The sequence below is a fragment of the Grimontia sp. THUN1695 genome (assembly GCF_059704325.2).
Window position 1 is genome coordinate 499,337 of the sequence record NZ_AP046576.1, and the last position, 19,768, is coordinate 519,104.

General features: G+C 48.9%; 19 protein-coding genes and 1 tRNA gene. 9 read left to right on the forward strand and 11 right to left on the reverse strand.

Annotated elements, in window-relative coordinates:
- Window positions 1-3 precede the first annotated feature (3 nt).
- From AC6IB1_RS02420 to zrgA, 5 genes are all read right to left on the reverse strand, one after another.
- On the reverse strand, window positions 4-1,125 hold the full coding sequence (locus tag AC6IB1_RS02420; protein WP_497566201.1) for an efflux RND transporter periplasmic adaptor subunit: 1,122 nt from the start codon (window positions 1,123-1,125) through the stop codon (window positions 4-6).
- Between the two features lie 302 nt (window positions 1,126-1,427).
- Window positions 1,428-1,913: a DUF3299 domain-containing protein gene (locus AC6IB1_RS02425; RefSeq protein WP_497566686.1), complete on the reverse strand. Its 486-nt coding sequence runs from the start codon at window positions 1,911-1,913 to the stop codon at window positions 1,428-1,430.
- A 6-nt stretch (window positions 1,914-1,919) separates the two neighbouring features.
- Window positions 1,920-3,176 carry an ABC transporter permease gene (locus tag AC6IB1_RS02430; protein ID WP_497566202.1) on the reverse strand — a complete coding sequence of 419 codons (1,257 nt, stop codon included), beginning with the start codon at window positions 3,174-3,176 and terminating at the stop codon, window positions 1,920-1,922.
- Window positions 3,177-3,869: an ABC transporter ATP-binding protein gene (locus tag AC6IB1_RS02435; RefSeq protein ID WP_497566203.1), complete on the reverse strand. Its 693-nt coding sequence runs from the start codon at window positions 3,867-3,869 to the stop codon at window positions 3,177-3,179.
- Between the two features lie 38 nt (window positions 3,870-3,907).
- Window positions 3,908-4,600, reverse strand: a complete 693-nt coding sequence (zrgA, locus tag AC6IB1_RS02440) for a zinc uptake protein ZrgA (protein WP_497566204.1) — start codon at window positions 4,598-4,600, stop codon at window positions 3,908-3,910.
- 119 nt (window positions 4,601-4,719) lie between these two features.
- On the opposite strand from zrgA, the gene AC6IB1_RS02445 reads away from it, so the two are divergent.
- Window positions 4,720-4,884, forward strand: coding sequence for a hypothetical protein (locus AC6IB1_RS02445; protein WP_497566205.1), 165 nt, complete (start codon window positions 4,720-4,722; stop codon window positions 4,882-4,884).
- Between the two features lie 110 nt (window positions 4,885-4,994).
- Here the strand turns inward: AC6IB1_RS02445 and AC6IB1_RS02450 are convergent, their stop codons facing one another.
- The 3 genes from AC6IB1_RS02450 to AC6IB1_RS02460 are packed head-to-tail and all read right to left on the reverse strand — an operon-like array spanning window position 4,995 to window position 7,250.
- A complete protein-coding gene (locus AC6IB1_RS02450; RefSeq protein WP_497566206.1) occupies window positions 4,995-5,669 on the reverse strand; it encodes a response regulator in 675 nt (224 codons plus the stop codon).
- Window positions 5,670-5,671: 2 nt separating this feature from the next.
- Entirely contained in the window at window positions 5,672-5,902 is a 231-nt protein-coding gene (locus tag AC6IB1_RS02455) for a GHKL domain-containing protein (RefSeq protein ID WP_497566687.1), read from the reverse strand.
- Window positions 5,895-7,250 (reverse strand): Spo0B domain-containing protein, encoded by a 1,356-nt coding sequence (locus AC6IB1_RS02460; RefSeq protein WP_497566207.1) that lies wholly within the window; start codon window positions 7,248-7,250, stop codon window positions 5,895-5,897. Before AC6IB1_RS02460 ends, AC6IB1_RS02455 begins: the two co-directional genes overlap by 8 nt.
- Before the next feature lie 274 nt (window positions 7,251-7,524).
- Between AC6IB1_RS02460 and AC6IB1_RS02465 the strand changes: the two genes are divergently transcribed.
- Entirely contained in the window at window positions 7,525-8,955 is a 1,431-nt protein-coding gene (locus tag AC6IB1_RS02465) for a DASS family sodium-coupled anion symporter (RefSeq protein WP_497566208.1), read from the forward strand.
- 166 nt (window positions 8,956-9,121) lie between these two features.
- Here AC6IB1_RS02465 and AC6IB1_RS02470 read toward each other — a convergent pair.
- Window positions 9,122-9,197, reverse strand: a tRNA-Asn gene (locus AC6IB1_RS02470).
- A gap of 447 nt (window positions 9,198-9,644) precedes the next feature.
- Between AC6IB1_RS02470 and AC6IB1_RS02475 the strand changes: the two genes are divergently transcribed.
- The 6 genes from AC6IB1_RS02475 (at window position 9,645) to AC6IB1_RS02500 (ending at window position 16,749) form a co-directional block, all read left to right on the forward strand.
- Window positions 9,645-11,531 carry a metallophosphoesterase family protein gene (locus AC6IB1_RS02475; RefSeq protein WP_497566209.1) on the forward strand — a complete coding sequence of 629 codons (1,887 nt, stop codon included), beginning with the start codon at window positions 9,645-9,647 and terminating at the stop codon, window positions 11,529-11,531.
- Window positions 11,532-11,611: 80 nt separating this feature from the next.
- Window positions 11,612-11,875, forward strand: coding sequence for a DUF2960 family protein (locus AC6IB1_RS02480; RefSeq protein ID WP_497566210.1), 264 nt, complete (start codon window positions 11,612-11,614; stop codon window positions 11,873-11,875).
- 271 nt (window positions 11,876-12,146) lie between these two features.
- Window positions 12,147-12,383, forward strand: coding sequence for an HP1242/YdcH family protein (locus AC6IB1_RS02485; RefSeq protein WP_497566211.1), 237 nt, complete (start codon window positions 12,147-12,149; stop codon window positions 12,381-12,383).
- 222 nt (window positions 12,384-12,605) lie between these two features.
- Complete coding sequence (locus AC6IB1_RS02490) at window positions 12,606-14,624, forward strand: GGDEF domain-containing protein (RefSeq protein WP_497566212.1); 2,019 nt, start codon at window positions 12,606-12,608, stop codon at window positions 14,622-14,624.
- A 101-nt stretch (window positions 14,625-14,725) separates the two neighbouring features.
- Entirely contained in the window at window positions 14,726-15,775 is a 1,050-nt protein-coding gene (locus AC6IB1_RS02495) for a PQQ-dependent sugar dehydrogenase (RefSeq protein WP_503692956.1), read from the forward strand.
- 470 nt (window positions 15,776-16,245) lie between these two features.
- Window positions 16,246-16,749 (forward strand): hypothetical protein, encoded by a 504-nt coding sequence (locus AC6IB1_RS02500; protein WP_497566214.1) that lies wholly within the window; start codon window positions 16,246-16,248, stop codon window positions 16,747-16,749.
- An 18-nt stretch (window positions 16,750-16,767) separates the two neighbouring features.
- Here AC6IB1_RS02500 and AC6IB1_RS02505 read toward each other — a convergent pair whose 3' ends face one another.
- Together AC6IB1_RS02505 and AC6IB1_RS02510 are read right to left on the reverse strand one after the other, a co-directional pair.
- Window positions 16,768-17,220: a YaiI/YqxD family protein gene (locus tag AC6IB1_RS02505; protein WP_497566215.1), complete on the reverse strand. Its 453-nt coding sequence runs from the start codon at window positions 17,218-17,220 to the stop codon at window positions 16,768-16,770.
- Window positions 17,221-17,281: 61 nt separating this feature from the next.
- The gene (locus tag AC6IB1_RS02510; protein ID WP_497566688.1) at window positions 17,282-17,572 is read right to left on the reverse strand and encodes a c-type cytochrome; all 291 of its coding nucleotides are present in this window, start codon (window positions 17,570-17,572) and stop codon (window positions 17,282-17,284) included.
- 365 nt (window positions 17,573-17,937) lie between these two features.
- Between AC6IB1_RS02510 and AC6IB1_RS02515 the strand changes: the two genes are divergently transcribed.
- Entirely contained in the window at window positions 17,938-19,755 is a 1,818-nt protein-coding gene (locus AC6IB1_RS02515) for an alkaline phosphatase PhoX (RefSeq protein ID WP_497566689.1), read from the forward strand.
- Window positions 19,756-19,768 lie beyond the last annotated feature (13 nt).

The following is a 19,768-nucleotide window of genomic DNA, read 5'->3' on the forward strand; positions in this document are numbered from 1 at the left end:
CGGTTACGCCCCTTGGCCTTCCAGGCGAACAGTCATGCCATTACGCACGCGTTGCAAGCCTTTGGTCAGCACTTTCTCACCTTCGTTTAACCCTGTCAGCACAATCACGCCCTGATCGACTTGCGGACCCAGTTCGATGTTGCGACGTTCAACGACATTGCCGTCTTTCAGCACCATCACAAAATCCCCTTCCAGATCGGTTTGCACCGACAAACGCGGGATCACCAGTGTCGGTTTGGCGTTTTTGTCTTTCACAATCACTTCCACGTACTGGCCGGGCAACAAACGGTGTTCCGGGTTAGGGAATTGTGCACGCAGGGCAATGGTGCCGGTTTGGGTGTCGATACGGTTACCGAGGTAATCAAGCTGACCTTTGTATTCGTAGTCAAAGCCTTTTCCAAGTTTCAACCACACTTCCACATTGTCACTGCGGCCTTTGCCCTGCCCAGACATACGATCGGCACCGGATTGCAATCGCTGTTTCTCACTCATGGAGAACGAAGCCTGCATTGGGTCCAGACTGACGATGGTCGTCAGCACACCAGTTGATGGTGAAACCAGATCACCGATACTCGCGCGACTTTCACTGATCCGGCCAGAAAATGGCGCCCGGATAATGGTGTGGGAAAGATCGGTTTCTGCTGCCTGTAACTGCGCTTCGGCAGATTTGAGTGCCGCTTCTGCCTGCAATTTCACTGCTGTCAGGCGGTCGAATTCAGATTGGCTGATACCGCCACGGGGAAGCAGGTCTTCGCCACGCTTGTAGTCGAGGTTTGCATTGGTAACACCGGCTTTCGCCTGAGCAACTGACGCTTTCGCACTGGCGACTTTGGCTTCATAAAGGGAGGGATCGATTTGATACAGAAGCTGACCGGTATTGACCATCTCCCCCTCTTTAAAATAGCGTGATTGAAGATAACCGGATACCTGTGGAACAATGCCGACATCTTCTATCGCTTCTGTTCGCCCCACAAAGCTCTGTTGAGGCTGGTAATCAATCAACTCTGCAGTTTCAACTGCAACAATGGGGGCAAACGCTTGCTTCTGTTGAGTTTCCTGGCCTCCACATCCGGCCAGAAGCGCAGCACCTATCAGCGCTGGAAGCCATAACTTCCGTTTGATCATGTATTTCTCCTTCCCTCAACCACATCGTGTCGGGCAAAAGTGATAAGTAAATGCAAAATAGACATAGCCTGACGGTATTTATTGTAGAGCGAGGATCAAAAACCGCTGTTTAAAAGACTGGAAAATCACCTCTTTCTTATTGCCGCTTTCCGGCCATGCCGCATCAAGTATGCCAGTGATTCCTGACTGAAAGCTGTACCGGGCGACAGAACGTCGACCAAAAACAGCAAAGGATAGGGATATATCCCCAAACAACTTGAGGATTCAGGTCGCTTGGGGATAAAACATCGCCGTATTCTCAGTTACTGGTCGTCGTAAGGCTCAATGATTGATCCTTCAAGCAAATACCCCGCTTGGGCAATGTCTCGGGAAACCGTTTCGGTTTTCAGCCTGCCCACCACATACACCACGTCCCACAACTCTTGCACCGGCGCACCTTTTTCAAATTTCACATACACAATTTGGTTTGGCGGCGGTGGCGGCACATGGATACATGCCCCAAAGAAAGGCACCAGTAAAAACTCAGTGACAGTGTCGGCATCACCTTCAAGGGGGATCACAAAGCCGGGGATTTTCACCAGGCTGTTATTGAGTTCAGGCCGGATTTTTCCTACCAAACTTTGCTGGGCGGCAATGTCGCCGCTATGGTCCACCAGCGGCATACCACGATCATTGAACTGATTGCGTTCAGATTCCGGGATCAAATCCAGCCAGTCCAGCGTCAATGCCTCCTGAGCAGACGCAAACAACGGCAGGCACGCGGTCAATATCAGTAACCATTTTTTCATCATTATTTATATCCGTATTGTCATGCCATCCGACAGGGATTGGCGATACGCTCGAAGCGCTGGCAACACACCAACCAGAAATCCGGCTATCAGGACAATGCCTAACAGTCTCCATTCATGTTGACTTAAAAGCGCAGCGGAAAGCTGCAAGCCATACTGACTCTGGACAAAAGGGGCTGCCACTTGAATCAGAATTAGAAGTGCTGCAACCCCTGCAATGATACCCAGCAAGGTCAGAAACAGCGCCTCACTGATCAGCAAAATGAAGATATGGGCAGGCCTTGCCCCCATACCCCGCAAAATTGCCATTTCCCGCCTGCGCTCATTCAGTCCTGTCAGCAAGCTGGAGAGCATACCCATTAACCCGGCAACCACCACAAACCCTGACACCACCAGCAACGCCTGTTCTGCCACTGACATCATTCCCCACAGTTCATGCAGTGCAATACCCGGCATAATTGCCGTCAGCGGTTCCTGTTTATACTCATTAATGGTGCGTTGCAGGGCGAATGTCTGGATGCGGCTTTTCAGTCCGACCAATAATGCCGTAATTTGTCCGGGATGAAGCGTATCAGGATCGATATCTTCTGCTCTCACCCCTTCTCCCATTCTGGCACCGCTCTCCCACCCAATATGGATAGCTTCTATCGCTGGCAGCGAAACATGGACGCTGCGGTCAACCGGTGTCCCGGTCGGTGCCAGGATCCCAGTCACCTTGAAGGGCAGATTGTCGTGTCGGGCAAAGCTTTTGTCGGCAAGCCCGTGGGCAATCACGATTTCGTCGCCCAGTCTGTAATTCAGCTTTTTAGCAACCTCAGAGCCAATGACAGTATCAAACAGCCCATCAAAAAGTACGCCTTGCGAAAACGCCAATGCCTGCTTTTGACCATACCGGTAATATTTAAAATAATCTGTTGTGGTCCCCACCACACGAAACCCCCGGTGAGAATCACCAAGGGAAAGGGGAATTGACCAGGCGACCGATGAATGTTTTTTTACATCCTCGACACTTTTCCAGTCAATATTATTGGTCGCATTGCCTATCCGGAATACAGAGTAGAGCAGCAGGTTTACCTGACCAGAGCGCGCACCCACAATCAGGTCCGTCCCGGAGATGGTGTTGGCAAAACTTTCCTTGGCCTGTGTGCGGACCCGTTCAACACCTAGCAGCAAAGCAACGGACACCGCGACGGTAAACATGGTGAGTAGCGCTGTGGTTTTCCGGTTTTTCAGGCTTTGCAGTGCTAATCGGAGAATGGCCATCTATTCTCCCTCCGTTTGGGATGCTGCACGGTTCAGGGCCGGCAACAGTACCGAGCGATCGAAATGGGATTCCAATGCACTGTCATGGCTGACAAAAAGCAAGCTGGAGCCAGCATTGTCACACTCATTCATCAGCAGGGAGATAAAGGTATTTCGTGTATCGGCATCCAGCGCAGACGTGGGTTCGTCGGCAAGCAGTAATGCTGGCTTGCCAATCAGAGCTCTGGCAGCGGCAACGCGCTGCTGTTGCCCAATGCTGAGTTCTGTCACCGGTTTGGAAAGGCAGGTTTTAGGCAGTGCCAGCGCATCCAGCAACCGTTCCGCTTCTTGTTGAAGATTCGCGCCTGCGCGGGCTTTTCTTCGTTTGGAAAAGCGGCACGGCAAGGTAATGTTATCGAGAACAGACAGGTAAGGAAGCAGGTTGAACTGCTGGAAAATGTAACCAAGGTTATCGGCACGGAAGGTATCCCGCACCGCCCCTTTTAACACGGTCAAATCCGTATCCAGAATACGTAATGTGCCTTCATCCGCCGTATTAATTCCCGCAACCAACCCAAGCAGGGTAGATTTACCACAGCCACTTGCCCCTTTCAGGAAAACGCGCTCTTTGGCTGCCAGCGTAAACTGCGGAATATCAATCTGCCACGATGCCTGACCCGGCCACCGGAAACGAAGGTTTTCAATGTGCAACATAGTTAAACAACCAAAAGGCCCCTTTCGGAGCCTGTGAATCAGAAACGGAACGTGTTAGAAGCCGGTACAAGTTTGCCAGCCGCAACACCTTTGTCGGTGATTGCCTGCACGCCGATTTTTTCGGTGTTACCGAATACCTCAAACCAGTTTGTTGAGACAGTTTTGAGGCTGCCAGGAGATTGGCAGTGGAAGGTGTATTGCGCTGAAAACTCGCCGTGAACCATGTTCTTATCGTGATCATCATGGTCGTGGTCATGATGATCACTGTGCGATTTGTGGTCGTTATGATCATCATAGCTATCGTGATGGGCATGCTCGTCATGGTGTTCATGATCATCATGATCGTGATGCTCCTCCTCATGCTCATGATGATCATGGTCGTGGTGATCACCATTCCCTTTGCCAAGCGTGTTGCTGACGGTATGTGATTCCAGCTTGCACTCTGCCTCTGCATTAATCGCGAACAACGCACCTGGCTTGGCAAGCGTCGCCATCGCTTTCTCAATGGCTGATTTCTGCGCTGCATTTTCCGGCGCGTGTTCAAATCCCACCACATCACTGCCGGGCGCGGTGATTTCAGCCAACAGCTCATCACCATCCTGTGCAATGTGCCATTCAACCACACCGTGTTGATGGGCATCGTGCTGGCGATGTTCATCATGATCGGCTGACGCTGTCGATGCCATACCCAAAGCAATTGCACTCAGTGCAAAGATGTTTTTATTTATCATACATTCTCCAAAATCTAATTTGTTATAAGGTCGCCAATGGTGAAGCGTTCATTGGGTGGAGAGCGTGCTTTTTGGGGGACAACAATGGCCGAAAGGAAAGGAAGAATAGTGTGGATAGGATGGGTAAACCCGATAGGCTGCGGGACAACACTCAAGGCTCGGGTTTCGACACCAGTGACACCCAACGCACACTGCATGCATTGGTGGTCAATGTTAACCGAATGGTGATGCTCGCCCTTGTGATGCGCAAACGCAACCCCCTGCCAGCCCAGCAAAACGACTAACAACAACGATAATAACGTGCGGTATGGCAGGAGCATAACCCATCAAATGTCTAAGCAATAATGTTATAATATAACATTACAGAGTTGGAAATTTGAATGATTTGCAAAGATTATTTTCCCACAAATCCGGGGCGGCGATATACCCGGGTAGGTCGCCCCACTTTGCCGTGTTCGAGGAAAGCTATCAGGTCACCTTCTTCAACAGCCCTGTCCAAATAGCGTCTGGCGGTGCTTTTACTGATACTGAATGCCTCGGCAATCGCACTGGCGGTTAATTCAATATGGGCATGGGGAAACTGATCGACGATTTGTTTTAACGTGTAAGGGTCAATATTATCCCGCTTTTTAATGATGGTGCCACCGCTGAACAAGACATCCAGCGTGCGCTGGTCAAAGGCTTTCTCATTCACCAATTGCTGCTTAATGGCACAGAATTTATCCAAACTCTCCGTCAGCCTTTTGTAATCCAATGGCTTGATTAAATAGTCAAACGCACCATACCGCAGCGCTTTCTGGACAGTGTCTGAGTCATTGGCGGCAGTTATCAGCACACATTCAGGCCGCCCAAGCGATGGCTGGAGATCAGGCAATAAATCGACCCCCACGCCATCGGGTAAGTAGTTGTCTATGATAAGCAAATCAAAATTGGCGACTGAAAGGAGTTCTCTGGCACTCGCCAAGTCATGGACAACACTGACCGCACTGAAACGGCCATCTTTGCGGACAAAATGTTCATGCAACGCAGCAATGTCCTGGTCATCTTCAATGATAAGCACTTTTAACACGGTTATTCCTTTGGAAAATAAAGAGTGAAAGCGGTTTCATTGTCATCGCTATCCATTTCGATATGTCCTGAGGCCGACTCAACAATCGACTGGACAAGATGCAACCCGATCCCATGATCTTTATAGTCAGGTTTGCTGGTGTACCCCATCTGGCAGAGAACATCCAAACTGACCTGAATCCTGGGACCATTGTTATAAAACGCGAGGACGTGTTCATGGCGGGTTTCATACATTGCCACCCGGATCATCCCCCCCTTTAAGGCCTTCAAGAGCTTCTATACTGTTGGAAAACAGGTTTCCAACCAACGCACTGAGCTGCTCTTCATCCATATTGGCGGGAAGCGCATGCCATCCATCCAGCTCAGTGAGATCAACACTGATACCTTTCTCCGAGGCTTTACCCATATTCGCTAACAGCAAGCCTGAGATCATGGGGAGCGACTGAAGTTGCCTCACGCTGTCCATCTGCCCCTGGTTGGTCTGGGACTGGGCAAGCACCAGATCAAGTGCCTGCTGATAATGTCCTAATTGTAGTAACCCTCCCAGCGTAGAGAGCTTGTTTTGGTATTCATGGCGCGTCACGCGCAACGACTCCAGATAATGGCTGACCTGGCTGATTTTGTTCGACAGGATCTGTATTTCATCCTGTGCGCGTAAACTGAATACCGCGCCACCTAGCATGTCGTTTGCGGAAGGCAAAGTAACACGTGTCATCACCAGATTACGGCCATTGATTCTGACCAGTTTGTCGATGAAATCCTCACCTTTCAGTGAAAAAATGCCGGGATCATCTGTTAACTGTGAAACAGCAAAAGGCGTAGGCATTCCCATCTGGTCGCCCAAAAGCGTACGGGCGGAGTCATTGATCAAATAAAGCTGCCCATGATGGTTAACGGCCATAAGCCCTTCATGTGCGGCTTCTAGCACGCCTTGGCTCGTGCTCAATGTTTGGGTAAGCTGCCAGGGCTCCAGGTGCTGCATTTTCTGGCCAATGTATTCGGAAAAGCGCCAGGCAATAAGCCCTGATAACACTGCCGCACTCAACGCAAAAGCGAGCAAAGGTGAAATGTTTTCTTCGTTCAGGACAGCAATGGTGTTGATGAGGTACCCCACTTTTATCATCCCCACAATCTCGCCGTTGTCGATGATTGGGGAAATAAAACGCACTGACGGCCCGAGCGATCCCACACCATAAGAAAGATAAGCATCGCCTTCAGTCAGGGCCCTTTCAATATCCCCACCCACAACCGGCAGGCCGATACGCTCAGGGACAGGGTGCGCCAGTCGCAAGCCTTTTTCGTTGCTGACCGTAATAAAGTCAGCATCTGTCACCTTTTGTAAACCTGCGACTATAGCCATTACATCGTCAGCGCTTTCCCTGCGAACTGCGTCAACAAGGCTTGGCAGTTGCGCCAGTTGACGGGCCTGCACTTCCGCCCGGAGTGAAATCTGTTCGTCAAGTAAATGGTTGATACGGTGTGAGCAGATGGCCCACCAGCCTGCTGCCGAAAACAGAAAGACACCGCAAAGCAAAATAGTCAGGTGTTTCGTAAAGGAACGGGGGAAAAAGCGCGCGGCCATTGCCGGAACTCCTTGGTTTCAAACCAGTTATAGCATACGGGATTTACTGTCTTTTTGTCAGCGCGTCTCCTGCTGATATTGAGCACGATCCCCTTTTTGATATTTATGAATTTAATGGTTTCTACGCGCCTTATTTCACCCCTCTTTCATCCCCAGCGTGTCGGCGCTTTCAACTTTGTAACAGCATGAAACATGGTTCTTTTCAGATTGATTTAGGACAGTTTTTTTGGGTGGGTTCCCACTTACGTTGAAGGCAAATCAAAAGGAGGTTTGTATGATGTCTTCAACCAATATGAGATTGCTGATACTTGCCATCATAGGCAGTGTATTGTGGTTCTTCCCTGTGCCCGACGGATTAACGGTTCAGGCCTGGCAAATGATGACCATCTTTGTCGTTACCGTGATTAGCCTGATCATTGCACCACTGCCGTTAGGTGCCATGGCGCTGATGGGGCTCACAGCTGCTACCTTGCTCGGCGTGCTCCCCATCCGCACCGCATTGACAGGCTTTTCCCACCCCACGATTTGGATGATTGCCGCCGCTTTCTTCATTTCAAGGGGGTTTATCAGCACCGGGTTTGGTCGCCGGGTTGGTTACTGGTTTATCACCAAACTAGGTAACAGCTCTTTGGGGCTGGCCTATGGTCTGGTTTTAACCGATCTGTTGTTTGCCCCTGCGACGCCAAGTACTACCGCGCGATGTGGCGGTATCATTTCTCCTCTATTCCGTTCTGTTGCCAATGCTTACGACTCTGATCCTGAAAAAGGAACCGAGAACAAAATCGGCGCGTTCCTCGTGCAATGTATCTTCCAGTGCAATGCCATTACCTGTGCTATGTTCCTGACCTCAATGGCTGGTAACCCACTGGCGGCGAACTTTGCAAAAGAACAGGGCGTAGAAATCACCTGGGCTGGCTGGGCAGCGGCAGCGGCAGCGGCAGCGGCAGCGGCAGCGATTGTCCCAGGCATTATCTGTCTGGTACTCATCCCGCTGGTCATGTATCTGGTATTCCCACCAGAGCTGAAAAAGACGCCGGAAATACGTGCGATTGCCCGTCAAAAACTGGCTGATATGGGTGCAATGACACGTGATGAATGGATGGTCTGTGTCACCTTTGTCGGCATGATCAGCCTGTGGGTATTAGGGCCAACATTAGGTATCCATTCCACCGTTACTGCGCTGCTCGGGCTGGTCTTCCTGCTGCTTACCCGCACTATCACGTGGGATGCAGTATTGAACGAAAAAGAAGCCTGGCACACCATCACTTGGTTCGCAGTATTGGTGATGATGGCAGCCCAGCTTAACAAACTTGGATTCATCGGCTGGTTTGGCGATGCCATCGGTTCTTCACTGTCGGGCTTTGGTTGGGTAACCACCCTTGCGATTCTGCTGCTGGTTTATTACTACAGCCATTACCTGATGGCGAGCGCCATGGCGCATATCAGTGCCATGTACTCCGCGTTCCTTGCCATCGCCATTGCAGCAGGTGCACCACCAATGCTGGCAGCCATCGTTCTGGGTATTTTCAGTAACTTGTATATGTCTACGACCCATTACTCATCTGGCCCCGCGCCTATCCTGTTTGGTGCCGGCTTCCACTCCCTGCAAAACTGGTGGAAAATTGGTTTCGTATTCTCACTGGTCGTTCTCCCAGTCTTCTTCTTTATCGGAGGAGCATGGTGGAAACTGCTCGGCCTTTGGTAACAACGTCATAGATATAGTGTTACGTTTGTCCGCAGTCCGCGGGCATTTTTCGTTGAGTACATGGAAACGAGCCTGCAAGGCATTGAGGAAGAAAGAGGAAACAGGTTTTTGTCTTATCTTAGATGTAGAAACGAAAAAGCCCCGTCATTCGACAGGGCTTTAAATTTGGCTCCCCCTGCTGGACTTGAACCAGCGACATACGGATTAACAGTCCGCCGTTCTACCGACTGAACTAAGGGGGAATAGACAGTGTTCCTGATAACGAGAGTGATATTAGGCAAACCGCCTAAGGCATGCAAGTACTATTTTGCGTGAAACACTAAAATTGATGTCAAGTGGCTAATTGGCAACCTATTCGCTGTTTACCCCACCTATTTACTCCGTTTCCACTCCATTTACTGTTAAAGATATGTTTTCCATCCAGTCCATTTCGTCCCATTCTACTCTGGTCTAGCACTACTCTGGCCTAGCAGCCTGTATACGCGTTACGGCCCAAAACGATGACGATACAGACAATCGCACTCTCCGATATGAGCCGTAAGTTGCGGAGGAGGGGATCAAACAAACGTGAATCCTTTGCAAGACTTTACGTTTGCCCTGCTACAAAAACAGGCTAAGACCACGTACAGTTAGGGAAATAGGATGAAATTGAGTTGCCCGTGGCGTTACCCGTTTTTCTAGCAGGACCAATGCTCAGACGCACTACCCAAGATGAAATCTGTTTGTGGGCGGTAACATCTGCCCCTTTGCAGGCAGAGTTTCAACTCTACCGTAGTGATCATAGCCCCCCCATTTTTGTTGACAGGTTCCAACAACACAAGCAGGTAAGGCTTGGGGAACATTGCTATGTCATAATGGCCCAGTTTCGCAGCGATAGCGCGTTTGAGACAGATGTGCCGCTACGCTACGACATTGCCGACAATGGCACTTCACTGCTCGATGAGCTGGAAGGTTTTCTGTACCCAGGCGAAACCCGCGTCAGTTTCATCATTCCTTCAACAGCGGGACACATTGCTCATGGCTCATGCCGTCACCCTCATCACCACGGTGAAGATGCATTAGCTGCGCTCGATAAACACTATAGTCAGATACCCGTCGAAGGGCGTGCCAACTTGCTGATCATGAGTGGCGACCAGATCTATGCTGATGATGTCTGCGGCCCTATGATGTATGCCATCCGTCAGGCCATCACCTTACTGGGAATGGACGACCAGACCTTCGAAGCTGCCAGTATTTCGCAGTGCAGTGAACTCGAACCAGGGACAACCCCGATTTACGGCCGCACTGACCTGTTGCCCCACAGCACCATCAACCACGGATGGATAAAGCGTCTTTGCAAGGCCAGACCGGAGCCGGTTTTCAGCTCACGCACCACGGACAATCACCTCGTCAGCTTCAATGAGTTTATTGCCATGTATCTGTTGGTGTGGTCGCCCACACTCTGGCAACAGGTGTCGCTGCCGGAAACCCTGCCGACACTTTCTGCGCCCCAACAGCAGCGATGGCAACAAGAGCGGGCCGAACTTGTCCGTTTTTGTGCAGGGCTTACCAATATCCGCAGGCTGTTTGCCCATATCCCGGTTTACATGATCTTCGACGACCATGACGTGACAGACGACTTCAACCTGACCGTTGGCTGGGAACGGGCGGTGAATAATGAACCGTTTGCACAGGGCATTATTACTAACGCCATGATGGGGTACTTCTTTTGTCAAGGCTGGGGGAACGATCCCGATGCCTTTACCGATGATTTCTGGACACCCTTAGAACAATTCCTGAGTATCCGTGATCCGGCATCGCTGGACAAAATGACCCAGGTTATCCATCACTTTGAGCACTGGCATTACACCATTCCAACTACCCCAAAAGTGGTGGTGATTGACACCCGCACGCGACGTTGGCGCTCAGAGTCCAGCTATAATAAACCCTCAGGGCTGATGGACTGGGAATCGCTGATGGACTTTCAGCATGATGTGTTCAACAGTGATGCGGTGGTCGTGGTTTCTCCCGCGCCTATGTTTGGGGTGAAGTTTATCGAGACCATCCAACGTATCGTCACGTTTCTCGGCTATCCACTCTCTACAGACTCAGAAAACTGGATGGCACACCCAGGTTCTGCCAACGCACTGCTCAATATCTTTAGGCACCCCAAAACACCAAAAAACTTCGTGATCCTCTCAGGCGATGTACACTACTCCTTTGCGTATGATATCCGTATGCGCTTTCGTAAAAGCAGCCCACGGATCTGGCAAATCACGTGCAGCGGTTTTCGCAACCAGTTCCCCGAACCTTTTCTCTCTATATTTGAATGGCTGGATCGAAAACTGTTCTGGCCTGAATCACCACTGAACTTTTTTACCCGACGCAAACGCATGCGTATTGAAAGAAGAAGACCTGATAATGGCGCGAAAAGCCTGTTGGTGAATCAATGTGCTATCGGAGAAGTCAAGTTAAACAGTGATGGTTCTCCGGATTACATTGGCCTGCTCACTGGCAATGGAAAACGTATCGCTTTTCATCCTTGCGAAGACGTCGAAAACAACGAGGAATTTGCCAACGTTGATGTATCCCGATAACAGGCAATACACTCTGGTGATTGACTTACGACAGGCGGTAATAAATACTCCGCCCCCTTTTCTTTCGAATGAGTACTGATATGTCACGCCAACTTCAATACATCTACAAAGGCGAAACCAAGGTGGTGACGTTTTCTTACCAAAAACATCGTTCACCTCATGAAGCCGCCGCAGAAGCAGAAGGTATTGACCTGACTGACTTTCTGAACATGGAGCGCCAGCTGGAAAGGGTGGCAGATGGCAAAGCCGTGAAAAACCATCGAGACAGTTATTTCAACAAATTAGGGTTTGGAAAGATCACTCTACTGAAGAAAGAAGCGGCATCCATCAAAAACAAGCGCTAAATCTTTTACTCATCCGCTCAGGCGCGCGAAAGCGCCTTGGGCGCTTTCAGCATAATGTGAAAGAATCTTTACCTGCCCTGTACCATTCCTAAGACTCAGAAATAACTGTTGTTCTGAAACTAGAATCCCTCTTCTTCAATTTCTATTCTCAACGTGTGGTGTGACATTGTTGTCACCTGTCCCCACGCGCACTGACGATAAGTCCAGCTAGGGCTTTTACGGAGAATTGACGGCGATTCTGTGACTCGCAGGTCCCACTACAGGAGGTTATATGCACGGTGAAAACCACGCACTCATGTTCGAGTTCCCTGAATACAAAGACAAAATCCACGAAATGAAAATGGCGGATAAAGCCTTCTGCCAACTCGTCGACGAATACCACCACCTTGACCACAAAATCCGCGGTCTGGAGATGGCAAAAATCCCCACTGATGATGACAACTTCCGAAACTTAAAACTGCGTCGTGTGCAGCTCAAGGATGAAATCTACCAGCAGATCAGCACCTAAGCCGCATCCCCAAAAACGCCTGAGCCATTAGTCGTCATCATGATTTGCACTGTTGGTAACATCAGTGCACGTTTTGGGTTACTCTTTCAGCATCAAAATATCCCATCATTGTCTACACTTAATCATAAACTCATACACTCTGCTTAGAAATGGAGCAGTTTTCCTATACGCCTGATTATTAGATAAATACGTTATCTAACGTTGGACATGGAAGCATCATCAATGCAAAAAACGCTTAAAAACCTTCTGTTCTTTTTAATAATTTTTGCGGGTACTGCGCAGGCAAATATAGAGAAAACAGAGTCGTTTGAAAAAACTTTATATGGTGTCCAATCCGTGCTGTACTCCGTGCCTACCAAAGCCCGTGCATTACTCAGTGAGCTTGAAAAAGTCGAGCTAAAACAAAACCAACCTCTGCCTCTGCTGATAAAGTATTACCTCCAAAAATCAACGGTTGACCTTATTTTGAACGATCCTGACAGCGCCATCTTGGCAGCCAATACTGGGATCACACTGGCCAAAAACGATCCTCTTCTCAAAGCGGATCTTTATCTGATGCAGTTAAGACTCAGTCAGGCACGAATACTGAAGGGCGAAGAAACACTTGTTCTCGAGCAACTTGATAACTTGCTATCAGAATCTCATGCCCTGAATGACCCCTCAATTACCGCAGAAATTCTGTTGGTCAAAAGTGAAGCTTACAAAGCGAAAAACGAATACGATATATCTATGGCTGCACTGATGAGCTCACTGGAAGCGGCCAAAACCACTGACAATAAACTGCTAATAGAACGGATTACCTCAAGTCTTGGAGGGATCTTAGTTAAGCTAAACGGGTTTGATAAAGCTTCTCTTTTACTGGAACAGTCTTACCATTTTTTCCATGAAAGAAAAATGTCGTTCAACCAACTGCTAGTTAAACTCGACATGGCAGAACTTGAAAAAAAACAAGGCAATAACAAGCAGGCTTTGCTGGAATATAAACAAGCCTTGCAGATAGCCCAAGTGCTGGGAGACGGTTTATACCGCTTTCGTATCAATCTGCAAATCGCCGATCTGCTACTCCAAGCAGGTGACACTAATAGCATGGTCCGTTACTTGAAGGCCACAGACAATCTTCGTGAACGGGAAACCGTCCGCTATTACATCAGTAAATATAACTACCTTAAAGCAAAAGAGAAAATTCTGACTGGAAACTATCAAGAAGCACTCGATTTTGTTATCCCACTGCTCACCAAACAGGCGGAGTGGCCCCGTCTCTTCCGAACTGAAATTGCGCTGTACCAAGTTGTTTCCAACGCTTATTTCGGTCTCGGGAATTATAAAGATGCGTATCTGACCCTGCTGGATTACCAAACGCGTTTGAATATTTTCAGCAGTGATGAACAAGTCGATAACCTTGAACGCCAACAATTGCTCTTTAACCTTGAAAAGCTCAAAGCAGATAATCAAAACCTCAGTTGGGACAATGTGTTGCAGACATTGGAACTAAAAAGTAATCAACAAAAAATGGCGTACCTGAATGGGCTAGTTGTCGCAGGGATCCTTGCTACTGCCCTAGCCATATTGGCGGCATACTGGATTAACCGCCGCCGGGTGCGCTGGGGGCAAATTGCCAACACGGACAGTTTGACCGGTCTATATAATCGTCGTTACCTAGGTACCCAGTTTGAGAAACTGCAACGCGATATGGTCAGCCACCATGCCCCTCTCAGCTGCCTATTAATTGATATTGATCATTTTAAAAAAGTGAATGATACCTATGGCCATCCAGTTGGAGATAAAGTATTGGCTGGTGTGGCACAGTTATTCACAAATAATCTGCGCCGAAATGACATCTGTTCACGAGTTGGTGGTGAAGAATTCATGATACTGCTCCCTCACACTCAACTCGATCAAGCCAGAATGATCGCAGAAGATTTACGAACACGAATAAGTGCACTGCCATTTTATACGGAGCAAGATAGCCAGCTTCATATCACCGCGAGCTTTGGCGTCATGGCCGTGACGGCTAACCTGTCATTGTCGGATATTTACAGTGAAATCGATAAATTACTCTATCTTGCCAAACTAAATGGCCGGAACAGAGTCGAAAGCCGAGGAAAAACTGACACAGACACAGACGACGGCATCACACAAGAAACCGTGCAAGCAGCTTCCCTATCAGCTAGATTCCAGCAGTTCACACGTGGTATGAGACATCTCAAGTTCAGGATCATACAACATTTCTCTTTACCCTGAATTAGGAACCGGACGCAACAATGAAGATGAAAACAACGTTAGCAGCACTTACTGCAAGTTTTCTTATTGTATTATGGTTCCCGGCCATCGCCAGGGAGGCAATGACCTCAGAAAAACACACCTTCACGGTTGAAACCGTGACTTCCGGCTTGAATCATCCGTGGTCACTCGTGTTTTTGCCGGATGGCGATATATTGGTCTCCGAGCGAAATGGCGCTTTGAAGCGCATTGGTACCAATGGAGACAAAACGGCGGTACAAGGGTTACCGGAAGGACTGGTCTACCGGGGACAAGGTGGCTTGCTGGGACTCGCACTTTCACCGGACTTTGTACAGTCCAAGCGGATTTATCTCGCATTTGCCGAAGAAGGGCCATTCGGAAAGTCTGGCACCGCCGTGGCCTCCGCCACCCTCTCTGGGAACCAACTATCCGATATCACGACGATTTTCTCTCAAACTCCTAAGCTGGCCGGTGGCCGGCACTATGGCGGAAGACTGCTCACGACAGATAAACACCTTTACATTGCATTAGGTGATCGGGGAAACCGCGATAAAGCCCAACAAAACGACGTCCATGTGGGCACATTGGTGAGGCTGAACCTTGATGGCTCTGTCCCCAACGAGAATCCCTTTACCAACGACAAAAAGGCGTTGCCGGAAATCTACACTTACGGACACCGCAATATTCAGGGCATGACACTGGATAACGATGGCCAAACCCTCTGGACCCATGAACATGGCCCCCAAGGTGGGGATGAACTCAATATAGTGACAGCAGGTGCCAACTACGGCTGGCCGACCATCACATACGGTGTGAATTATGGTATCGGCAGCCAGATAGGCATCGGAACCGAGCTGGCTGGCATGGAACAGCCTGTCCACTACTGGGTGCCTTCTATCGCACCATCTGGTATGGAAATGATTTCCGGACAACCGTTCCGCCATTGGCAGGGAGACATTTTGTTGGGGTCACTGAAATTTGGCCTGCTTGTCCGGCTTGATATGGAAAACGGGAAAGTCATCGCGGAAGAACGCCTGCTGGACAGCCAATATGGCCGTATCAGAGACGTGGCCGAGTCACCCGATGGTGAAATCTTTCTGCTTACCGATTCTTCCAACGGCGAGTTACTAAAACTGACTATTGAAAAGTAACCATATTTTTATCTAATTCAGGAAAGAGAACACAAACTGTAACGAAATCCTCACAAGCATGAATTTACGTTTTCGATGAAAATTAAGTGTAAATTTAGAAATGGTTCGCCAAGAAATTTATGCAATAAAATTCATTACAACGGTTAGGTGATACGTAGCCCAAGCTACAATAAAGCTGTTTTATCTCATAGACAGTCAGAATCGGCGACGCTATATTCACTGGATACAAACAAAAACAAAGTCATCTTTGCTTGCTGAAAAAAACCAACCCCGCTCTGCGGGGTTTTGGTTTTCTCCCTACAGCGAAAACGCTTATGATCTTTCCCATTTCTGCTGACACGGTATCCAACTCATCTCAGAGCACGACTTCGGCCTAAATTGATTCCGTTTTAGGTATTGAGGGAGTATGCTTCGATGTAAATCAAGCCGTTGCCAGCACCTGCCGCTGAGACAGATACAAGGAAACCACTTTGAGCAATCAACTCATCAGTATCGATTTGTTTTTTGTTATTGAAAGACTTTTACCGGGTAAACGCAGCATCGAGCTTTTCCGAAGCAACAAAAAGCACCTTCCTATCACAACCTTGCTACTTGAGCATTGTGACTCTGCATCAGCGCTGCAATTGGCACTGTATAAATACTGTAAAAACTATGCGGCCTTCTCACAGGGGCAGCCGTTGTCGGACGAGTACGCTATTGATGGAAAGGATGAACACATTGAGCCGGCTACTACTGTCATTGCCGCGTTTATCCGTGGCGCTTACTGGTGGGTTGAGCACTATCATGAAATCTATCGCAACGACTGGAGCGAAGACCAAAAATCACGCTGGCTCCGGGACTTTAAACTTCTGGTTCAGGCGATTATCGGCATCGGCAATGTCAACAAGGCGGAGTGGCTGCTAAACAATCACGGTGCCATCAAAGCACTGACCTACAATAGCCACATTACGCCTTTCCTTCAGCACTACGATTAAACCAAATCCGTCGCTTAATCAGCGTTTGGCACGTTGTAAGAACTTGTCCAGTTCATTGGCAAATTTTTGTCTGTCCTGTTGATTGAGCGCTGCTGGTCCACCAGTTTGAACACCACTCGAACGCAAGGTATCCATAAAATCCCGCATATTCAGGCGCTGCCGGATATTCTCTGGCGTATATAACTCGCCACGGGGATTGAGGGCAACTGCCGCTTTCTCAATCACTTCTGAGGCCAGGGGAATATCAGCGGTGACGACCAAATCGCCTTTTCCAACGCGTTTAACGATTTCGTTGTCCGCAACGTCAAACCCTTTCTCGACCTGCAAGCTTCGAATAAAACGGGATGGCGGCGTTCGAAGAGGCTGGTTTGCCACCAGGACACATTCGGTTTGGGTACGATCAGCAGCACGATACAGCACTTCTTTGATTACGGTTGGGCAAGCATCGGCATCTACCCAGATAGTTGGCATATTTCTTTCCTGATTTTCATTTTCCTGAACAATATCAACGAGGTCAGTCCACCGCAAATACTTACTCTGGCTTGCCCGGTTTTTGGCTGGCATAAAAAGCCGCAATGTCTTTCATATCCTGATCACTCAAAACACTCATTTGTTGCCGCATCATCTTGCCCATCGCCCCGGCACGTTCACCGAGCTGGTATGCTTGCATTGCGTTGTAAAGATAACCCGCATTTTGCCCGTTGATATGGGGATAATCCGTTTTTGGCGTATAACCTGTTTCACCATGACAGAATTGGCACGTGTATGCTTTCTGCTGTCCCAAAACCGGATCGCCTTCCACCGCCAAAGACGCCGCAGACATTAAACTTAAACTCGCTATGACCAGATGTTTCCGCATCAATATATTCCTAAACAATATGTTGCATTCAACATGCATATTTCCCTGCCAAATGGCATTGCGCCGGATCAAACCTGATCGTACTCTGCCGATAAAATGCATAAAAGCTCGTATAAAACCAGCGATTACATACTCTATGCCTCGTTGTCATGACATTGACTCTTCATTAATGCTTCATAAATAAGTAACAAACCAACACCAAAATCCGTCCCAACACTAAACGGCACTAAATTTGATAACCATCAGGAAAGGGAGTCATTGTGAGCAAACATATTGACCAACGCCAACTGGACAACGAACCAGAGTTTAACCGTTTTATCGATGCGGCGATGAATCGTCGTCATTTCCTTCGTGCTGCCGGCACCGCAGGTTCGGTGGCCTTCTTTGCAGCCAGCCCTGTGGTCAAAGCCGTTGCTGACACGATGGACAAGAGCGCGCTGATAGGATTTAAAGCCATTCCTGCTTCTACAAGCGACACCGTGGTTGTTCCGGAAGGGTATGTGGCGGAAAAGCTCATTTCCTGGGGTGATGCTTTGTTCCCTGACTCTCCAGGGTTCAGCCAATCCAACGATTCCTACGCGCAGGAAATGCAGTACGGTGACAACACTGATGGCATGACCTTCTTCCCATTGTCTGATGAAAGGGCAGTACTGGTTGCTAACAACGAGTACACCAACATTGAATACCTCTACCCACATCAAGGTAAAAATATCTCTGCGGACGATGTGCGTAAAGGCCAGGCTGCACACGGTGTTTCTATCATTGAATTGATGAAAAAAGACGGTAAGTGGCAAGTCAATACCCAAGGTCGCCTGAACCGTAAAATTACGGCTTATACCCCTATGGAGATGACAGGCCCTGCACGCGGCAGTAACCTGCTGAAAACCCACGCAGATCCAACCGGTACCAAGATTCTGGGCACTTTCAACAACTGTGCAAACGGCCAGACTCCTTGGGGCACTTACTTAACCTGTGAAGAAAACTTCAATGGTTACTTCGCAACCTCTGAAGACGTCGACCTGGGACCGACCTACAAACGTTATGGTATTCAAGATAAAGACTGGGGCTATGACTGGTGGAAACACGATAAACGTTTTGATGTCGCGAAAAACCCTAACGAGCCACACCGCTTTGGTTGGGTTGTCGAAATCGATCCGATGGATCCCACCTCTACACCGAAAAAGCGTTCTGCACTCGGTCGCTTCAAACACGAAAACGCAGCGCTTACCATCAACAAAGACGGTCATGTAGTCGTGTATTTAGGCGATGACGAGCGGGGTGAACATCTATACAAGTTTGTATCCAAGAACAAATACAAACCAGGTGTCCACGCTTCAAACCGCGATCTCCTGGAAGAAGGGACACTTTATGTGGCCAAATTTGAAGGCAAAGACGGTGAGCTAAAAGGCAAAGGCGAATGGCTTGAGTTGACTTTTGGTAAAAACGGCCTCACTCCGGATAATGGCTTCAACAATCAGGCAGAAGTATTGATCTTTGCCCGTGAAGCGGCAACTCAGGTTGGCGCAACCACAATGGACCGCCCTGAATGGGTCGCCATTCACCCGGATAACAAACACGTTTTCTGTACGCTGACTAACAATAAATACCGGGGAGTGAGAGAAAACCAGCCAATTAACGCGGCCAATCCCCGAAAAGAAAACCCGTATGGCCATATTATTCGCTGGGAACCCCAGGGGGGTGACCATGCGGCATCAACATTCAAATGGGATCTCTTTGTGATGGCCGGTAACCCTGACGTTCAGGAAGGATTGATGGCAGGTACACCAAACATCAACAAAGACAATATGTTCAACAGCCCAGATGGCCTCGGTTTTGATGGTGCCGGCCGCCTGTGGATTCTTACTGACGGTAACTACTCAAACGAAGGTAATTTCGAAGGAATGGGTAACAACCAGATGCTCTGCGCCGACCCGAAAACCGGCGAAATCCGTCGTTTCCTGACCGGCCCAATCGCCTGTGAAATTACCGGCCTGACATTCTCGCCTGATTACAAGACTATGTTTGTAGGTATTCAGCATCCAGGTGAAGATCTGGCACCTTCTCACTTCCCAGACGGCGGTGATTCAATCCCACGCTCAACAGTCATGCGTATTACCCGCCAAGACGGTGGTGTGATCGGCACATGACTTACTGTAAAGC